The sequence below is a fragment of the Cupriavidus campinensis genome (assembly GCF_905397395.1).
Lineage (GTDB): Bacteria > Pseudomonadota > Gammaproteobacteria > Burkholderiales > Burkholderiaceae > Cupriavidus > Cupriavidus campinensis.
The window spans coordinates 1-13,890 of sequence record NZ_CAJPVH010000087.1; the positions used below are offsets into that span (position 1 = coordinate 1).

Annotated in this window: 14 protein-coding genes; 1 reads left to right on the forward strand and 13 read right to left on the reverse strand. The window is 68.3% G+C overall.

All coding sequences use genetic code 11. The features are described from left to right. The 3 genes from fliH to fliF all read right to left on the reverse strand — a co-directional run. Positions 1 to 810 (reverse strand): flagellar assembly protein FliH (fliH, locus tag KHO18_RS26530; RefSeq protein ID WP_211944180.1); only part of this gene is annotated, 810 nt, incomplete at its 3' end. Further along, positions 797 to 1,810, reverse strand: a complete 1,014-nt coding sequence (gene fliG / locus KHO18_RS26535) for a flagellar motor switch protein FliG (RefSeq protein WP_144202960.1) — start codon at positions 1,808 to 1,810, stop codon at positions 797 to 799. The genes fliH and fliG, both read right to left, overlap by 14 nt. Next, positions 1,794 to 3,476 carry a flagellar basal-body MS-ring/collar protein FliF gene (fliF, locus tag KHO18_RS26540; protein WP_144202957.1) on the reverse strand — a complete coding sequence of 561 codons (1,683 nt, stop codon included), beginning with the start codon at positions 3,474 to 3,476 and terminating at the stop codon, positions 1,794 to 1,796. Before fliF ends, fliG begins: the two co-directional genes overlap by 17 nt. A 353-nt stretch (positions 3,477 to 3,829) precedes the next feature. Here fliF and fliE point away from each other — a divergent pair, with 353 nt between their 5' ends. Further along, positions 3,830 to 4,150 carry a flagellar hook-basal body complex protein FliE gene (gene fliE / locus KHO18_RS26545; RefSeq protein WP_092295476.1) on the forward strand — a complete coding sequence of 107 codons (321 nt, stop codon included), beginning with the start codon at positions 3,830 to 3,832 and terminating at the stop codon, positions 4,148 to 4,150. 125 nt (positions 4,151 to 4,275) lie between these two features. Here the strand turns inward: fliE and KHO18_RS26550 are convergent, their stop codons facing one another. The 10 genes from KHO18_RS26550 to fliK form a co-directional block, all read right to left on the reverse strand. Beyond that, positions 4,276 to 4,929, reverse strand: coding sequence for an LbetaH domain-containing protein (locus KHO18_RS26550; RefSeq protein ID WP_187645218.1), 654 nt, complete (start codon positions 4,927 to 4,929; stop codon positions 4,276 to 4,278). Further along, positions 4,920 to 5,729, reverse strand: a complete 810-nt coding sequence (locus tag KHO18_RS26555) for an NAD-dependent epimerase/dehydratase family protein (protein WP_144202954.1) — start codon at positions 5,727 to 5,729, stop codon at positions 4,920 to 4,922. Before KHO18_RS26555 ends, KHO18_RS26550 begins: the two co-directional genes overlap by 10 nt. An 18-nt stretch (positions 5,730 to 5,747) precedes the next feature. After that, positions 5,748 to 6,818 (reverse strand): FkbM family methyltransferase, encoded by a 1,071-nt coding sequence (locus tag KHO18_RS26560; protein ID WP_211944181.1) that lies wholly within the window; start codon positions 6,816 to 6,818, stop codon positions 5,748 to 5,750. A gap of 43 nt (positions 6,819 to 6,861) precedes the next feature. Beyond that, positions 6,862 to 7,407, reverse strand: a complete 546-nt coding sequence (gene rfbC, locus KHO18_RS26565; RefSeq protein WP_211944182.1) for a dTDP-4-dehydrorhamnose 3,5-epimerase — start codon at positions 7,405 to 7,407, stop codon at positions 6,862 to 6,864. After that, on the reverse strand, positions 7,404 to 8,657 hold the full coding sequence (locus KHO18_RS26570; RefSeq protein WP_144202945.1) for a class I SAM-dependent methyltransferase: 1,254 nt from the start codon (positions 8,655 to 8,657) through the stop codon (positions 7,404 to 7,406). The genes rfbC and KHO18_RS26570 overlap by 4 nt, the downstream gene beginning before the upstream one ends. After that, positions 8,654 to 9,736 carry a CDP-glucose 4,6-dehydratase gene (rfbG, locus tag KHO18_RS26575; protein ID WP_144202942.1) on the reverse strand — a complete coding sequence of 361 codons (1,083 nt, stop codon included), beginning with the start codon at positions 9,734 to 9,736 and terminating at the stop codon, positions 8,654 to 8,656. The genes KHO18_RS26570 and rfbG overlap by 4 nt, the downstream gene beginning before the upstream one ends. Further along, complete coding sequence (gene rfbF / locus KHO18_RS26580; protein ID WP_144202939.1) at positions 9,736 to 10,506, reverse strand: glucose-1-phosphate cytidylyltransferase; 771 nt, start codon at positions 10,504 to 10,506, stop codon at positions 9,736 to 9,738. The genes rfbG and rfbF overlap by 1 nt, the downstream gene beginning before the upstream one ends. After that, complete coding sequence (locus KHO18_RS26585) at positions 10,503 to 12,752, reverse strand: O-linked N-acetylglucosamine transferase, SPINDLY family protein (RefSeq protein WP_186296984.1); 2,250 nt, start codon at positions 12,750 to 12,752, stop codon at positions 10,503 to 10,505. The genes rfbF and KHO18_RS26585 overlap by 4 nt, the downstream gene beginning before the upstream one ends. A 169-nt stretch (positions 12,753 to 12,921) precedes the next feature. Further along, positions 12,922 to 13,218: an EscU/YscU/HrcU family type III secretion system export apparatus switch protein gene (locus tag KHO18_RS26590; RefSeq protein WP_144202933.1), complete on the reverse strand. Its 297-nt coding sequence runs from the start codon at positions 13,216 to 13,218 to the stop codon at positions 12,922 to 12,924. Then, on the reverse strand, positions 13,215 to 13,890 hold a 676-nt coding region (gene fliK, locus KHO18_RS26595), incomplete at its 5' end, for a flagellar hook-length control protein FliK (protein WP_211944183.1). The genes KHO18_RS26590 and fliK, both read right to left, overlap by 4 nt.

Consider the following 13,890-nt stretch of genomic DNA (forward strand, 5'->3'; position numbering starts at 1 on the left):
CGGGTCGTTGCGGCCCAGGGCCTTGATCACACGGCTCCAGCGGGTGGCCAGGCTGGCGTCCAGCTCGCCGCACGCGGCGCTGGCGATGCAGCCGCCGCGCGCCACGGTGGCGTCGGCGCGCACGGTCCAGCCGGCGGCTTCCAGTTCGCCGGCCAGATGGGTTTCCACCAGCGTCACGTCCTCGGGGTTCAGCAGCAGGCAGGGCGAGCCGGAGAGCGGCGGCTCGGCCGCCAGCAGTTCGCGCGCGGCGGGCAGCAGCGCGGCGGGATCGGTCTCCATGGTCTTGCGGACCAGCTGGCGCGCCACATCGAGGGCCAGGCCGACCAGTGCATCGGCAATCTCGGTATCCACGCGGCCCAGCGCGTCGCGGAAGTTGCCAGCCAGTTCCTGCAGCCGGGCGGCTTCAGTGCGGGCCGATTCCAGGCCGCGTGCATAGCCTTCGCGGTGGCCGTCGCCATAACCCTGGGTCTGGCCCTGGGTGTAGCCCTGGGCATAGCCTTCCTTGCGGGCGCCTTCGCGCATCGCATGCAGGGCTTCGAAGTCGATGGACGGCGGGGGCGGCGGCTCGGCGGGCAGCTGGACGGACTCGAGCGCCTTCTTCAATGCGTCGCGCGGGTCCAGCGACACCATCTGCCAGCGCTGCCAGGCGTCTCCGCGTGAGCGGGCGCGCACCGGGCTGGGCGGCTCGAACGCGCTGAAATTGTCGAACGGGTCGCTGGCACCGGCGCCACTGCCACTGCCGATGCTGGTGCCGGTGTCGCCGCGGGCGGGCCCGCGGCTGGCGGCAAAGCCGCGCTCAAACGTAGGCATCGTCTCCTCCGCCAATCTGGATTTCGCCCGATTCCGCCAGGCGTCTCACCACCTGCAGGATGGCCTTCTGCTCGGCCTCCACCTGCGACACACGTACCGGTCCCAGCGCTTCCAGGTCTTCGCGCAGCATCTCGCCCGCACGGGTGGACATGTTGCGGATGAACTTGTCGCGCAGTTCCTGCTGGGCACCCTTGAGCGCCACGATGAGCGATTCGGTCGCCACTTCCTTGAGCACGCGCTGGATGCCGCGATCGTCCACTTCCAGCAGGTTCTCGAACAGGAACATCTCGTCGATGATCTTCTGGGCCAGGTCGCTGTCGTGCGTGCGCACGCCGTCGATGACCGCTTCCTCGTGGGCCGTGCTCATCAGGTTGATGATCTCGGCCGCCGTGCGCACGCCGCCCATGCGGCTGCGCTTCAGGCTCTGGCCGGCCAGCAGCTTGGTCAGCACGTCGGTCAGCTCCTGCAGCGCGCCCGGCTGTACGCCGCCGAAGGTGGCAATACGCAGGATCACGTCGTTGCGCAGGCGGTCCGTGAAGAAGCCCAGCACTTCGGACGACTTCTGGCGGTCCAGGTGGATCAGGATGGTGGCGATGATCTGCGGGTGCTCGTCCTTGATCAGTTCGGCCACCGAGGTGGCGTCCATCCAGTTCAGGGAGTCGATGCCGCCGCCCGGATCGCGCGATTCCAGGATGTCCTCGATCACGGACAGCGCGCGTTCCTCGCCCAGCGCCTTGTTCAGCACGCTCTTGATGAACGAGCTGGAGTCCACGTTCAGTGCCAGGTACTGCTCGGTCTCGCCGCGGAACTCGGCCAGCACCTCGGCCATTTCCTCGCGCGTTACCGACGACAGGCTGGCCATCGCCGAGCCCAGCCCCTGCACTTCACGGGGCGACAGGTGCTTGAACACCTCGGCGGCAGCGTCCTCGCCAATCGCCATCATCAGGATGGCGCTCTTCTGCAGGCCCTTTTCGGGCATTCCCTTACTGGCGTTCGTCATGGGCCATCCAATTCTTGATTACGCTGGCGACCAGGCGCGGGTCGCGTTGCGCGGCGTCGCGCACCAGGGCGAGATCGCTTTCGTACTTCGCGGCCAGGCGCAGGACTTCCGGATTCTGCGTCTCTTCCGGCGGCAGGAGCACAGCCTCGGTGGCGTCCGTCGTCTCGGAGGGCGCGGGCAGCGGCGGGGCGGTGTACTTGCGCAGCACCGGACGCGCCACCTTGAACCACAGGAACATCGCCAGGATGGCCAGCAGCAGGTAGCCGACGCCGGTCTTGGCCAGGTCGATCATCTGCGGTTGCTTCCACAGCGGCAGCTCGGGTTCCTTCTCCGCGTTGTCGGTGAACGGGCTGTTGACCACGTTCAGCGAGTCGCCGCGGTCAGCCGAGTAGCCCATCGCTTCCTTGGTCAGGTTCTCAATCTGGGCCAGTTCCTTGGCGGAGAGCGCCTCGGTCACCGGCTTGCCCTTGGCGTCGAGCTTCTGGCGGTAGTTCACGACCACGGCCACCGACAGGCGCTTCACGCCGCCCGGAGCCTGCTGCACGTGACGCACCACGCGGTCCACCTCGTAGTTGGTGGTGGCGTCGCGGCGGCTGGTGCTCGGGCCGGTCTTCTCGGCGGTCTGCGTGGTCTGGTTCGCGTTGGCCTGGGCCGGCGGATTGGGCTGGCCCGGCTGGCGCGGCGGCTGCGGCGTGGTCACCGGCGCCACGGCGGCGGCCGGCGGCTGGTTCGACAGCGCGCCCGGCACGCCGCCCACGGGGGAGGCGCCCTGCGTGCTCGACTCGCTGGTCTGCTGGCTGCGGATGACCGCCTTGGTCGGGTCCTGGTTCGGCTTGTAGCTTTCGTCGGTGTGCTCGACGGACGAGAAGTCCACGTCGGCGGTGACCTGGGCGTGGACGTTGTCCTTGCCGAGGATCGGCGCGAGGATGGCTTCCACGCGCTTCACGTAGTTCTGTTCCACCTGCTGCACGAACTTGAGCTGGCTGGCGTCCAGCGAGCGGTCATTGGTGCCGGAGAGCAGGTTGCCGTGCTGGTCGACGATGGAGATCGACTTCGGCGTGAGTTCGGGCACGCTGGACGAGACCAGGTGGCTGATGGCGGCGACCTGGCCTTCATCGACGGCGCGGCCCGGGTAGAGCTGCAGCACGATCGACGCGGTGGGCTTCTGGCGCTCGCGCACGAACAGGGTGGGCTTGGGGATGGCCAGGTGCACGCGGGCCGACTGTACGGCGCCGATCGACTCGATCGAGCGGGCGAGTTCGCCTTCCAGGCCGCGCTGGTAGTTGACCTGCTCGGCAAACTGGCTGATGCCGAACTTCTGGTTATCCATCAGCTCCATGCCGGCGTTGCCGTTCTTCGGCAGGCCCTGGCTGGCGAGCTTGAGGCGCATTTCGTGCACCTTGTCCGCCGGCACCATCAGCGCGCCGCCGCCTTCGGCGAACTTGTACGGCACGTTCATCTGCTGGAGGGAGGCCACCACGGCGCCGCCGTCGCGCTCGGACAGGTTGCTGTACAGCACCTTGTAGTCCGGCGTGCGTGACCACATCACGCCCACGGCGATGGCCGCGACCAGTGCCGCCCCGCCGAGCATCAGGGGCAGGCGCGGATTGGCCTTGAGCTTGTCGACCAGTGCCGCGCCGTTCGGCAGGGTAGCCGCCGCGTTCATGCGCGCGACTCCGGCGCGGCAGGGTTAGTCCTGCCCTTGCCACTTTCGCCTTGGCTGCCGTTAATCATTTCGGCTTGGCTCACATTACGCTGCTGAAAAAACACGCGCACTCCCCGCTGGTTGATAACAGGCCGGGGCGGTGCGTCGATACGCTTGGATCCGCCAGATCCGGCACGGTAGCGATGATCGGCCAGAAGGCTGATGGACAATTGGCTGAATAGGCGAGGTTTTCCCGCCGAATTCATCCTTTGGGCTGGTGGCGCGGGTGGGTACAGTGCGAGCACTGAAAACGGACTGCGTGTGATGTATCAGGCGCGTGGTTCGGGAAACCCTCTCACAGAACCGGACGCGTCATGACGATCTCCTCGATTGAAGGCATGCTCCAGCAACTGCGCGGCCTGGCGCAGGTGGCTGGCGGCGGCAGCACCAACCAGGCCCCGGCGGCCTCCACCGAAGGCTTCGCGGGCGAGCTGCAACGCTCCATGCAACGCCTGAACGCCGTGCAGGACCGCGCCTACGGCCAGGCCGAAGCCTTCGAAATGGGCAAGCCCGGCGTGGCCCTGAACGACGTGATGATCGACATGCAGAAAGCCAACGTGTCGTTCCAGACGGCCGTTCAGGTGCGTAACCGCCTGGCGGCGGCGTACCAGGAAATGATGAATATGCCGGTTTGACGACGGCTTTCCGGCCCGCGTAGCTGTTGGCGCGTGGGTTGGGAACGACAAAAAGGCCATGTCGCGCTCCCGCGACATGGCCTTTTTGTCGTCTTTCGTCGTCTGTTATCCCGTCTGTTATCCCCTCACACCCTGAAATACTCCGCCGCCGCCCGTTCGTAGGCGGGCTTGCAGATCAGGTCGCCGGCTTCGCCGGCGTAGACCAGGCAGTCGCCCGGGGTTTCGCGGTTGAGTACGCTGACGCCCTGCGAGATCACCGAGCCGTTGCGGACGTGGCTGCGGCCGATGATGGCGGTGTTGGGGTACATGACCACGCCGTCGCCGATGACCGGCGCCACGCCGTGGTTCTTGCCCACGGTGGAGTTCTGGTACAGGACCAGGTAGTTGCCGTAGGTGGCCTTGGCCAGGACGATGCCGACGGAGTGGCCGATGAAGAACACCTCGGGCATCTCGATCTCGTAGAACAGGTCGATCGCGTTGAGCGCCTTGTTGAGCAGGAACAGCTTGGTGCAGGCCTCGCCGTTGCGCTCGTTGCGCCAGATCGTGTTCGACAGGTAGTACAGGTACTGGCAGTACTGCGACGAGTGCAGGTAGTTGAACTGGCCGGGGCGCCACATGCGCACGGCGTCGATGCAACGACCCACGCGGGCCAGTGCCTCGTCCATGTGGCGGGACACCACGGGCAGCAGCGCCGCGTGGCGGCCATCCGGCACCAGGTTGGCCACCTGGGCGCAGGTGTAGGCAGCCAGCGACTCGCGGGTATGGCCGATCAGTTCCATGGCTTGATCCCTTCCAGATGGCTGGCCATCACGTCGCGTACGTCGCGCGGCGCCACGCCGAGGCTGCGCAGCGCCTCGGTGCTGCACACGGCGGCCCGTTGCACAGGCGAGGCGCGGGTCAGCGCGATATCCCAGCCGAGCCGGTTGAAGACCTCGGCCAGCTCGCCGTTGGACACATTGGCGCCGCTGGCCACGTTGAAGATGCCGCTGGCGCCGCCCGTGGACATCGCGGTCAGCGCGCCGACCACGTCGTCCAGGTGGATGTAGTCGCGCACGAAGCCGGCGTCGCTGTCGAGCGTGAACGCGCGCTCGGTGGCCGCGCGGATCAGCCATTCGGACAGGAAGCCCGGCGAATCGGCCGACCAGTCGAACACGCACGAGAGCCGCGCCACGGCGGCGCGGCCGGCGGCCACGGTCAGGCAGAGGTTCTCGCCCAGCCCCTTCGACAGGTCGTACAGCGCGCGCGGGCTGGCCGGCTGCAGCGTCAGCGCGGCGGCCTCGTCGCCCACGGGCAGCTGCGAGGTGTCGTACAGCCGCGTGGAGGACAGGTAGACCAGATGCGCGAAGCGGTTTGCGCGCAGCACATCGGCCAGCAGCGAGACGTGCGCCGTGACGGTGTCGAACGGGCGCGCCGCGAAGTCGGCGGTCAGGCCGGCGCAGTAATACACATGGCCCAGGTCCCGGGTGAAGAGCGCGCGGTCGCCGCGCGCGGGCACCCAGACCTCATGGCCGGCACGCCGCAGCGTGTCCGCCAGGCGGCGGCCGACAAAGCCGGCCCCGCCAATCACCGTACAGCGCATCACTTTCCTCGGGGTCGATCAGTTGACGGGATGGTGGAGCGCCGGGTCACGGTGCCACAGCAGCTTGGGGCTCACGCCCGGCACCACCGCGAAATCCTTGCCCGCCAGCAGCGCCGGGTCCTTGACGGCCACCATGTTGAAGCCGTGCGCCGGGCCGTCCAGGTAGACCTGGTCCACCGGCACCAGCTCCACGGGGCGGCCTTCCATGTTCACGTTCGAGTTGAAGTCGCGCACGGCGTAGACGTGGTAGCCAAAGCCGGTGAGCATGCGGATGATCTCGGCGTTCTGCAGGCCGGCGCTCCAGTCCACGTAGTGGCGGTGCACCTCGAACACGAGGTTCGGGGCTTCGCCGGCCGGGCGGGCCAGCTGCTTCGCCGCGCCCTTGAACACGTTCAGTTCGGCGCCTTCGATATCGAGCATGATCAGGCCGAGCTTGTCCACGTTCTGCTGGGCGCAGTATTCGTCGATGGTGATGGTCGAGAAGCTGTCGTCTCCGGCGGGGCCGTCGCTGTGCTCGGCGTGGGCGAACGAGTCGTGGCCCACCAGGCGCAGTTGCGTGGTGCTGTCCGACCACAGGCCCAGGCGCCAGCTGCGGATGTTCTCCACGCCGTTCAGCGTGGCGTTGTTGCGCAGCATGCCGAGCTGGTCGGCATTCGGCTCGAACGCGTGGCAGGTGCCGCCGGCCTGGGCCAGGCGGCGCGCCATCAGGATCACCTGGTCGCCGAAGTAGGCGCCGCCCACCACGGCATGGCCGCCGCGCTCGCACAGCTTCAGCAGCAGCTTGGTGGTCTGCGGCTCCCACACGTGGTCCGGTTGCGGCGGCGTGCTCATCAGGAAGTCGCGCGCGATCTTGGTGCGGTACAGGAATTCGAACACCGTGCCGTCGGCCAGCGTCTTGCGCAGGCGCGACTGCTCGTTGTACATGGCATCGACGATCGGGCCGGTAATGTCGTCACGCACGCTGCCTTCGTAGGCGTCCAGGTCTTGCTCGATGCTCTTGCACAGGGCGATGACCTTGTCGCGGGCGGCGGCGCTGCCGCCCACCGTGCGCAGGGCGTCGGACAGCTTTTGCAGATGTTCAGTCGTCATGGGTGGCTCCGCTTGGATTGTCAGGTTCGAATAAAAGGGGTTGTCAATGCTCGCCAAGCCCGGCGAGCAGGGGAAGCGCCAGGTCCTTCGCGGAGACCATGCGGTCCGCGCAGTCTGGCCAGTCAATGCCGATGGCGGGGTCGTCCCAGCGTACGCCGGCACTGCTGCCGGGCGCGAACGGCACCGTCATCTGGTAGAACACCTCGGAGAGCGCCGTGCGGGTCTGGAACCCGTGTGCGACGCCCTTCGGGATGTAGATCGCGCGCTGGTTGTCCGCCGACAATTCCACTGCCTGCCATTGCAGGTAGGTGGCGGACGCGCGGCGCAAATCGAGGATCACGTCGTACACCGCGCCGGTGGTCACGCGCACGAGCTTGTCCTCGGCATGCGCCCCGGTCTGGAAGTGCATGCCGCGCAGGATGCCGGCGCGCGTGTTGCGCGAGACGCTCTGCTGCACGAAGTGCGCATCGAGGCCATGCTCGGCGAACGCCGCCACGCAGACCGTGCGCGCGAAGAAGCCTCGCGCGTCGGGCAGCGGTTCGGGGTCCACCAGCCAGGCGCCGGCGATGCGGGTCGGGGTGAAGATCACGGCAGGACCACGGTATCGGGAATGGGCACCACGAAGCGGCCGCCCCAGGCGCGGATGCCGGCCATCTGCTCGACCACCTCGTCCTTGATGTTCCACGGCAGGATCACCAGGTAGTCGGGCCGGCTGGCGTAGATGGAATCGGGCGAGCGCACCGGAATGCGCGTGCCGGGCAGCAGCTTGTTCTGCTTGGCCGGGTTGCGGTCCACCACGTATTCGATCAGGTCGGCGTCGATGCCGCAGTAGTTCAGCAGCGTGTTGCCCTTGGCGGCGGCGCCGTAGGCGGCCACGCGCTTGCCGGCGCGGCGCGCCTCGATCAGGAAGGCCAGCAGGTCGCGCTTGGCCTGGCGCACGCGCTCGGCAAAGCGGGCGTAGCGGTCCGGCGAGGTCAGGCCGCCGGCGACTTCCTCATCCAGGCAGGCCTGCACGGCCGGCGTGGTGGCGCGGCGCGAGGCCTGGTGGCAGGCAAACAGGCGCAGGCTGCCGCCGTGCGTGGGCAGGTGCTCGATATCGAACACGCGCAGCCCGGCGCGGGCGAGGATCGGCACCAGCGCCGTCAGCGACAGGTAGGAGTAGTGCTCGTGGTACAGCGTGTCGAACTGGTTCTGCTCCAGCAGGCGCAGCAGGTGCGGGAACTCCAGCGTGATCACGCCTTCGGGCTTCAGCACGATCGGCATGCCGCCCACGAAGTCGTTGATGTCAGGCACGTGGGCCAGCACGTTGTTGCCGAGCAGCAGGTCCACCTGCCAGCCTTCCACGCGCAGGGCGCGTGCGGTGCGCTCGCCGAAGAACAGCTCGCGGCTGTCGATGCCCTTGGCGCGGGCCGCCTCGCCGGTATTGGCGGAGGGCTCGATGCCCAGGCATGGCACGCCGTTCTGGTGGAAATACTGGAGCAGGTAGCCGTCGTTGCTGGCGATCTCCATCACGCTGCTCGCCGGGGTCAGGTCGAAGCGCTCGGTCATCGCCGTCACGTAACGGCGGGCGTGTTCGAGCCACGAGGTGGAGAACGACGAGAAGTAGACGTAATCGTCGTGGAAATGGGTTTCCGCCGGCGTGGCGTCGCGCAGCTGCACGAGCCAGCACTTGTGGCACACCATGGCGTGCAGCGGGTAGAACATCTCGCCCTGTGCGATGTGCTCCGGCCGGATGAAGGCATTGGAGACCGGCGACAGGCCGAGGTCCACGACGGTTTGCGTCAGCGGCGCGCCGCAGGCGCGGCAGCAGGGGGTAGGAGCGGTGGCAGCAGTGGTCATGCGCAGAATTGCTCGATCTGTTGTTCGGTGATGGCGCGGGCCTGGCCCGGCTCGTGCTGGACCGTGCGATACCAGCGCGCGGTGGCGGCCAGCGCCTCGTCCAGTGTCCAGCGCGATTGCCAGCCCAGCAGCGTGTGCGCCTGGGAGGAATCGAGGTACAGGTTGCGGGCCTCGTGCGGCGCGGCGCCCGGCGGCGGGCAATGCGCCCACTGGAGTTCCGGCCAGTGTGGCTGCAAGCCGCCCAGCACGCGCGCGACTGGCAGGTTGTCGCGCGCTTCCGGGCCGAAGTTGAAGGCGGTGGCCAGCGCGGCGTCGCCGGCCAGCAGCCGGGCGCCCAGCAGCAGGTAGCCGTGCAGCGCTTCCAGCACGTGCTGCCACGGCCGTGTAGCCTGCGGGCTGCGGATCTCAAGGACGGCGCCACGGGCGGCAGCGCGGGCGGCATCGGGAATCAGGCGGTCCTCCGACCAGTCGCCGCCGCCGATCACGTTGCCGGCGCGGGCGGTGGCCAGCAGCACGCCACGCTCGGCCAGGAACGACTTCCGATAGCTGGCGGCCACGAGTTCCGTGCCGGCCTTGCTCGCGCTATAGGGGTCATGGCCACCGAGCGGATCGGTCTCGCGATAGCCCCACAGCCATTCCTTGTTGTCGTAGCACTTGTCGGTGGTGACCACGATGACCGCGCGCACGGACGGGCAGGTGCGCACGGCGTCGAGCAGGTTGACCGTGCCCATGACGTTGGTGGACCACGTCTCGGCCGGGTCGCGGTAGCTCGCGCGCACCAGCGGCTGGGCCGCCAGGTGCAGCACGATCTCCGGTTTCGCCGCGTGCAGCGCGCGCGTGAGCGCGGCGGCGTCGCGGACATCGCCCACCGTATGCTGCGCGAGCGCCGGCGCCACGCGCGCGGCGTCGAACAGGCTCGGCGTGGTGTTGGGGGCCAGCGCATAGCCGCTGACGCGCGCGTCCAGCCGCGCGAGCAGCAGCGCCAGCCAGGCGCCCTTGAAGCCGGTGTGTCCGGTGACGAAGACGCGCCGGCCTGCGAACGCGGAGAGCGCCGCCGACGGGGAGGCAGTCGACACCATTACCAGGTCTTCCAGGGCGCCTTGCCGGATTGCCAGAGGTCTTCCAGCAGGTTCTTCTCGCGCAGCGTGTCCATCGGCTGCCAGAAGCCGGTATGTTCGTACGCGGCCATCTGGCCGGAGCGGGCGAGCTGGCGCATGGGGGCTTCTTCCCAGCTCGTGGCGTCGTCCGGCACCAGGTCGATGACTTCCGGCTGCAGGATGAAGAACCCGCCGTTGATCCAGGCGCCATCGCCGCGCGGCTTCTCGGTGAAGCCGCACACCTTGTCGTTGTCGCGTTCGAGCGCACCGTAGCGGCCCGGCGGCTGCACGGCAGCCACAGTGGCGCGGCGGCCGTGCTCGCGGTGGAAGGCGATCTCGGCGGTAATGTCGATGTCGGACACGCCGTCGCCATAGGTGAAGCAGAACGGCTCGCCCGGCGTCAGGTATTCACGCACGCGGCGCAGGCGGCCGCCGGTCATCGAGTCCTCGCCGGTATCCACCAGCGTCACGCTCCACGGCTCGGCCTTGCGGTGGTGCACGGCCATGCGGTTCTCGCGCATGTCGAACGTGACGTCGGACATGTGCAGGAAGTAGTTGGCGAAGTACTCCTTGATGACGTAGCCCTTGTAGCCCAGGCAGATCACGAACTCGTTCACGCCGTGCGCCGAGTACATCTTCATGATGTGCCAGAGGATGGGCTTGCCGCCGATCTCGATCATCGGCTTCGGCCGCAGGTGCGATTCCTCGGAGATGCGGGTGCCCAGGCCCCCGGCCAGGATGACGGCCTTCATGCTGCCACCTCCTCGGCGGCGGCTTCGGGTGCGCCCTGCGTGGCCACCTCGATGCCGATCACCTCGAACACGGTAGGCGGCGGCGAGGCTTCCAGCACGTCCAGCGCCAGGCCGAACTGCTCGTCCAGCAGTTGGGCGAGGGCGGACTTGTCCAGTTCGAGTTCGTCGAGCCAGAGCGCCAGCTTGCGGTACAGCGGCAGCGCGTACGGGCGCATGCCGATGGCTTCCACCAGCAGGTCGATGGCCGCGTCAGCCTCGCCGTTGTGGTACTTGAATTCGGCCAGGCCGTAGGCCACCACCCAGTTGCGGTACCAGGTGGAGGTCAGGTTCTCGAGCACGTTGAGCAGCGGCACCCATTCCTTCAGGTGGATGTGAGCGGCCACCGACATCACCAGGTCCTCGGCGGGATACCACGCGCCGGCGAAGAACAGGCCGGAGCGGCGCGGCTCGGTGCGGGCGGGAATCGGCTTGGTCTCGCTGCAGATCTCGGTCAGCTGGTCCTCGAACCAGCTGGCGAAGCGCTGCGCGTCGAACATCTCGCTTTGCTCCGCACGCGGACGGATCGACATGCGGATCTCGTTGAGCTGCTGCACGTCGGCCGCCAGCGCGCAGGCCACGTCGACGTAGCGCTCCTCGGTGTCGCAGATCAGGTCGTCCAGGCCGGCGGCGTGCAGGAACGGGGCCGACACGCGCTGGTGGAAGGTGTCGCCGGAGAAGGTGACCACGGGCACGCCCATCCAGATGGCGTCGCAGGTGGTGGTGCCGCCGGTGACGGGCGCGGTGTCCAGGGCGATGTCGATGCGGTGGTAGGTCACGTACTGCGCCGCGCCGTCACGGTTGATCAGCTCCACGCGGCTGGTGTCGATGCCATGGGCTTCCATGCGTTCGTAGAGCATCTCGCGCACGTTGTCGCGGTCGCAGCCGGTGGCTTCCACGAGCATGCGGGCGTTCGGGCAGCGCGCCAGCACGGCGCTCCACAGCCGCATGGTCTTGGGACCCAGCTTGGCGATGGTGTTGCAGGAGCCGAACGTGATGTAGCCGTTGTTCAGCGCCGGGGTCGGCTGCACGCGGAAGCGCGGGTCGTAGATCTTCAGCGGGTTGGTGACGATCGGGTGGTAGGCGCTGAACACGGGCGCCCGGAGCAGCTTCTCCGTGTAGTTGTGGTCGAAGCCCTCCGGATCGGCGGTCCAGTCGGTCACGCGGTACTCGATCTGCTCCATGCCGGTGGTGCCGGGGTAGCCCAGCCACGTCAGCTGCTTCGGGGCCAGGCGATGCACCATGTAGGTCAGGGGCGAGGCGCCCGTGTAGCCGCCCAGGTCGACCATGACGTCGCAGCGCTGCGCGCGCACGGCCTTGACCACCTCGGCCTCGGACATCTTGTAGAGGTCGTGGAAGCCCTCCGCGTAGACGCGGATCTTCTTGGTGATGTTGTCGTTGACGTTCGACAGCGAGAACAGGTGCACCTCGAAGCGGGTGCGGTCCAGATTGGCGATCAGCGGAATCAGGAAGTAGGCGCAGGCATGGCGGCGCAAGTCGTTCGACAGGATGCCGATGCGGATCCGCTCGCCTTCGCTGGCGCGCAGCGCCGGGGCTTCCACGGGCGTGCGCGCCAGCGTGCGGGCCCAGTCGGTGGCCTCGCGGCGCAGTTCCTCGGCGCCGATGGTTTCGTCGTAGAGCAGCGAGAACAGCAGGTTGGAGCGGTTCACGCGCTGCAGCGGGTCCAGCGCGCAGGCGCGGCGGAACACGGGAATGGCTTCGATGGTGCTGCCCGATTCGCGCAGCGCGGAGGCGTAGTTGCCCACCGCCACCGGGTCGTTCGGCAGCAGGCTGGCGGCTTTCTCGCCGGCCAGGCGGGCTTCGAAATAGTCGCCGGTATAGAACATGGCCGTGCCGAGCACCTGCCACAGATGGGCCGAGCCGGGCTGGAGTTCCAGGCTGCGCTGGAGCAGCGGAATGCCGGCGGTGTAGTTTTCCAGGGCCACCTCGAGTGCGCCGACCAGGCCCAGGAAGCCCGGATGGTTCGGGAAGCGTTTCATGCCGGCTTCCGCCAGCCGCTTGGCTTCCTCGCTATGGTGCAGGCCGGACAGGCACAGCGATTCGAGGTAGTACGGTTCGGGGAGCGTGCCGGCAATGCGCTTGGCAGCGCGGGCGAGCTTCAGCGCGTCCGCGTACTTGTTGGCGTGGTAGGCATTCCAGGCCTGCTGGATGGTCCGCTGCGCGGGACCCATCGAAACGTTCTTGGTCATGGCGTTGTGCTTTGCAAAGGCGCGGTGCCAGCCCGGACGGCAGACGGGCTGATCGATGCGTGCACAGTAACAAGGGACGTTCCGCGTCATCGGCCGGAACACGGGCCGAAATTGGCGCTATTTCAGCGTGGGTGCCGTTCTCGGCGCCTGTGGGACGGGGCGGGCCGGGTCAGGTGAGGGCTGGAAGGGCCGGCACGGCGTCCGGCTGTTCCATCCGGTGCAACCAGACCAGCAGCTCGGCCACGGCCACATAGAGTTGCGGCGGGATCTGGCTGTCGAGGTCTACCTGCATCAGCAGGTTGACCAGCGCCGGGGAGCCGTGCACGTAGACGCCGGCCTCGCGGGCGCGGGCGATGATGGCTTCGGCGGACAGGCCGTAGCCCTTGGCCACCACGCGCGGCGCCTTGTCGGCGGATTGGTAGGAAAGCGCGACGGCGGCGTCGCGGTGCGGATCGTTCGCGCTCATGGCTGGGCTGCCGGCATGGCGTCCAGGCGCGCTTCCACCTCGGTGGCCGCGCTGACGTTGAGGTTCAGCAGGGAGATGCCGTGGGCTTCCAGCTGGCCGCGGAAGTCAGCGCCTGCTTCGGCCAGACGGCCAGCGGTGGCGCGGTCGTCGGCCACCAGCCGGGCTTCCAGCCCGTGCGCGCCGAGGGTCAGCACGGCATCGACATGCCCGAGCCGGGGCAGGTTCAGGCGCAGCCGGGTGCTCCAGGTCGCGGCATCGGCCGATGTGGGCGAGTGCTCACCTTGCTGCTCGCGCGTGACTTCCCAATCTACGGGCATGCCGGGCCAGGCTTCCACGGTCCAGCGGAACTGCTGCGTGGCGAGCAGCTCCAGCTGCTGGCGCACCACGCCTTCGCTGGCCGGGTGGACCGGCGGGCCAACGTCGGGCTGCTGCGGGGCGGCGGGCTGGTCGGCCGCATTCCAGCTGGCGATGATCGCCGCGCGCTGGGCCTGGGCGATATGGTGGCCTTCGTGCGAGACCTCGGCCGTGATCTGGTACGCATGCGCCGCCGCATTGGCGTGCGCGGCGCGGCGCTGCTCGGCGGCCGGTGTCGATGGCGTGGCCTGGCCGGGCAAGGCGCTGGCGCTGGCGGGTTGGCCAGGCTGGCCAGCTTGGCTCCCGGCGTCGGCGCCA

Bases quoted from the DNA above. Each gene is read 5' to 3' on its own strand.
- fliG (WP_144202960.1), bottom strand. From the start codon at position 1,810: ATGACGAACGCCAGTAAGGGAATGCCCGAAAAGGGCCTGCAGAAGAGC.
- fliF (WP_144202957.1), bottom strand. From the start codon at position 3,476: ATGAACGCGGCGGCTACCCTGCCGAACGGCGCGGCACTGGTCGACAAG.
- fliE (WP_092295476.1), top strand. From the start codon at position 3,830: ATGACGATCTCCTCGATTGAAGGCATGCTCCAGCAACTGCGCGGCCTG.
- KHO18_RS26550 (WP_187645218.1), bottom strand. From the start codon at position 4,929: ATGGAACTGATCGGCCATACCCGCGAGTCGCTGGCTGCCTACACCTGC.
- KHO18_RS26555 (WP_144202954.1), bottom strand. From the start codon at position 5,729: ATGCGCTGTACGGTGATTGGCGGGGCCGGCTTTGTCGGCCGCCGCCTG.
- KHO18_RS26560 (WP_211944181.1), bottom strand. From the start codon at position 6,818: ATGACGACTGAACATCTGCAAAAGCTGTCCGACGCCCTGCGCACGGTG.
- KHO18_RS26570 (WP_144202945.1), bottom strand. From the start codon at position 8,657: ATGACCACTGCTGCCACCGCTCCTACCCCCTGCTGCCGCGCCTGCGGC.
- rfbG (WP_144202942.1), bottom strand. From the start codon at position 9,736: ATGGTGTCGACTGCCTCCCCGTCGGCGGCGCTCTCCGCGTTCGCAGGC.
- rfbF (WP_144202939.1), bottom strand. From the start codon at position 10,506: ATGAAGGCCGTCATCCTGGCCGGGGGCCTGGGCACCCGCATCTCCGAG.
- KHO18_RS26585 (WP_186296984.1), bottom strand. From the start codon at position 12,752: ATGACCAAGAACGTTTCGATGGGTCCCGCGCAGCGGACCATCCAGCAG.
- KHO18_RS26590 (WP_144202933.1), bottom strand. From the start codon at position 13,218: ATGAGCGCGAACGATCCGCACCGCGACGCCGCCGTCGCGCTTTCCTAC.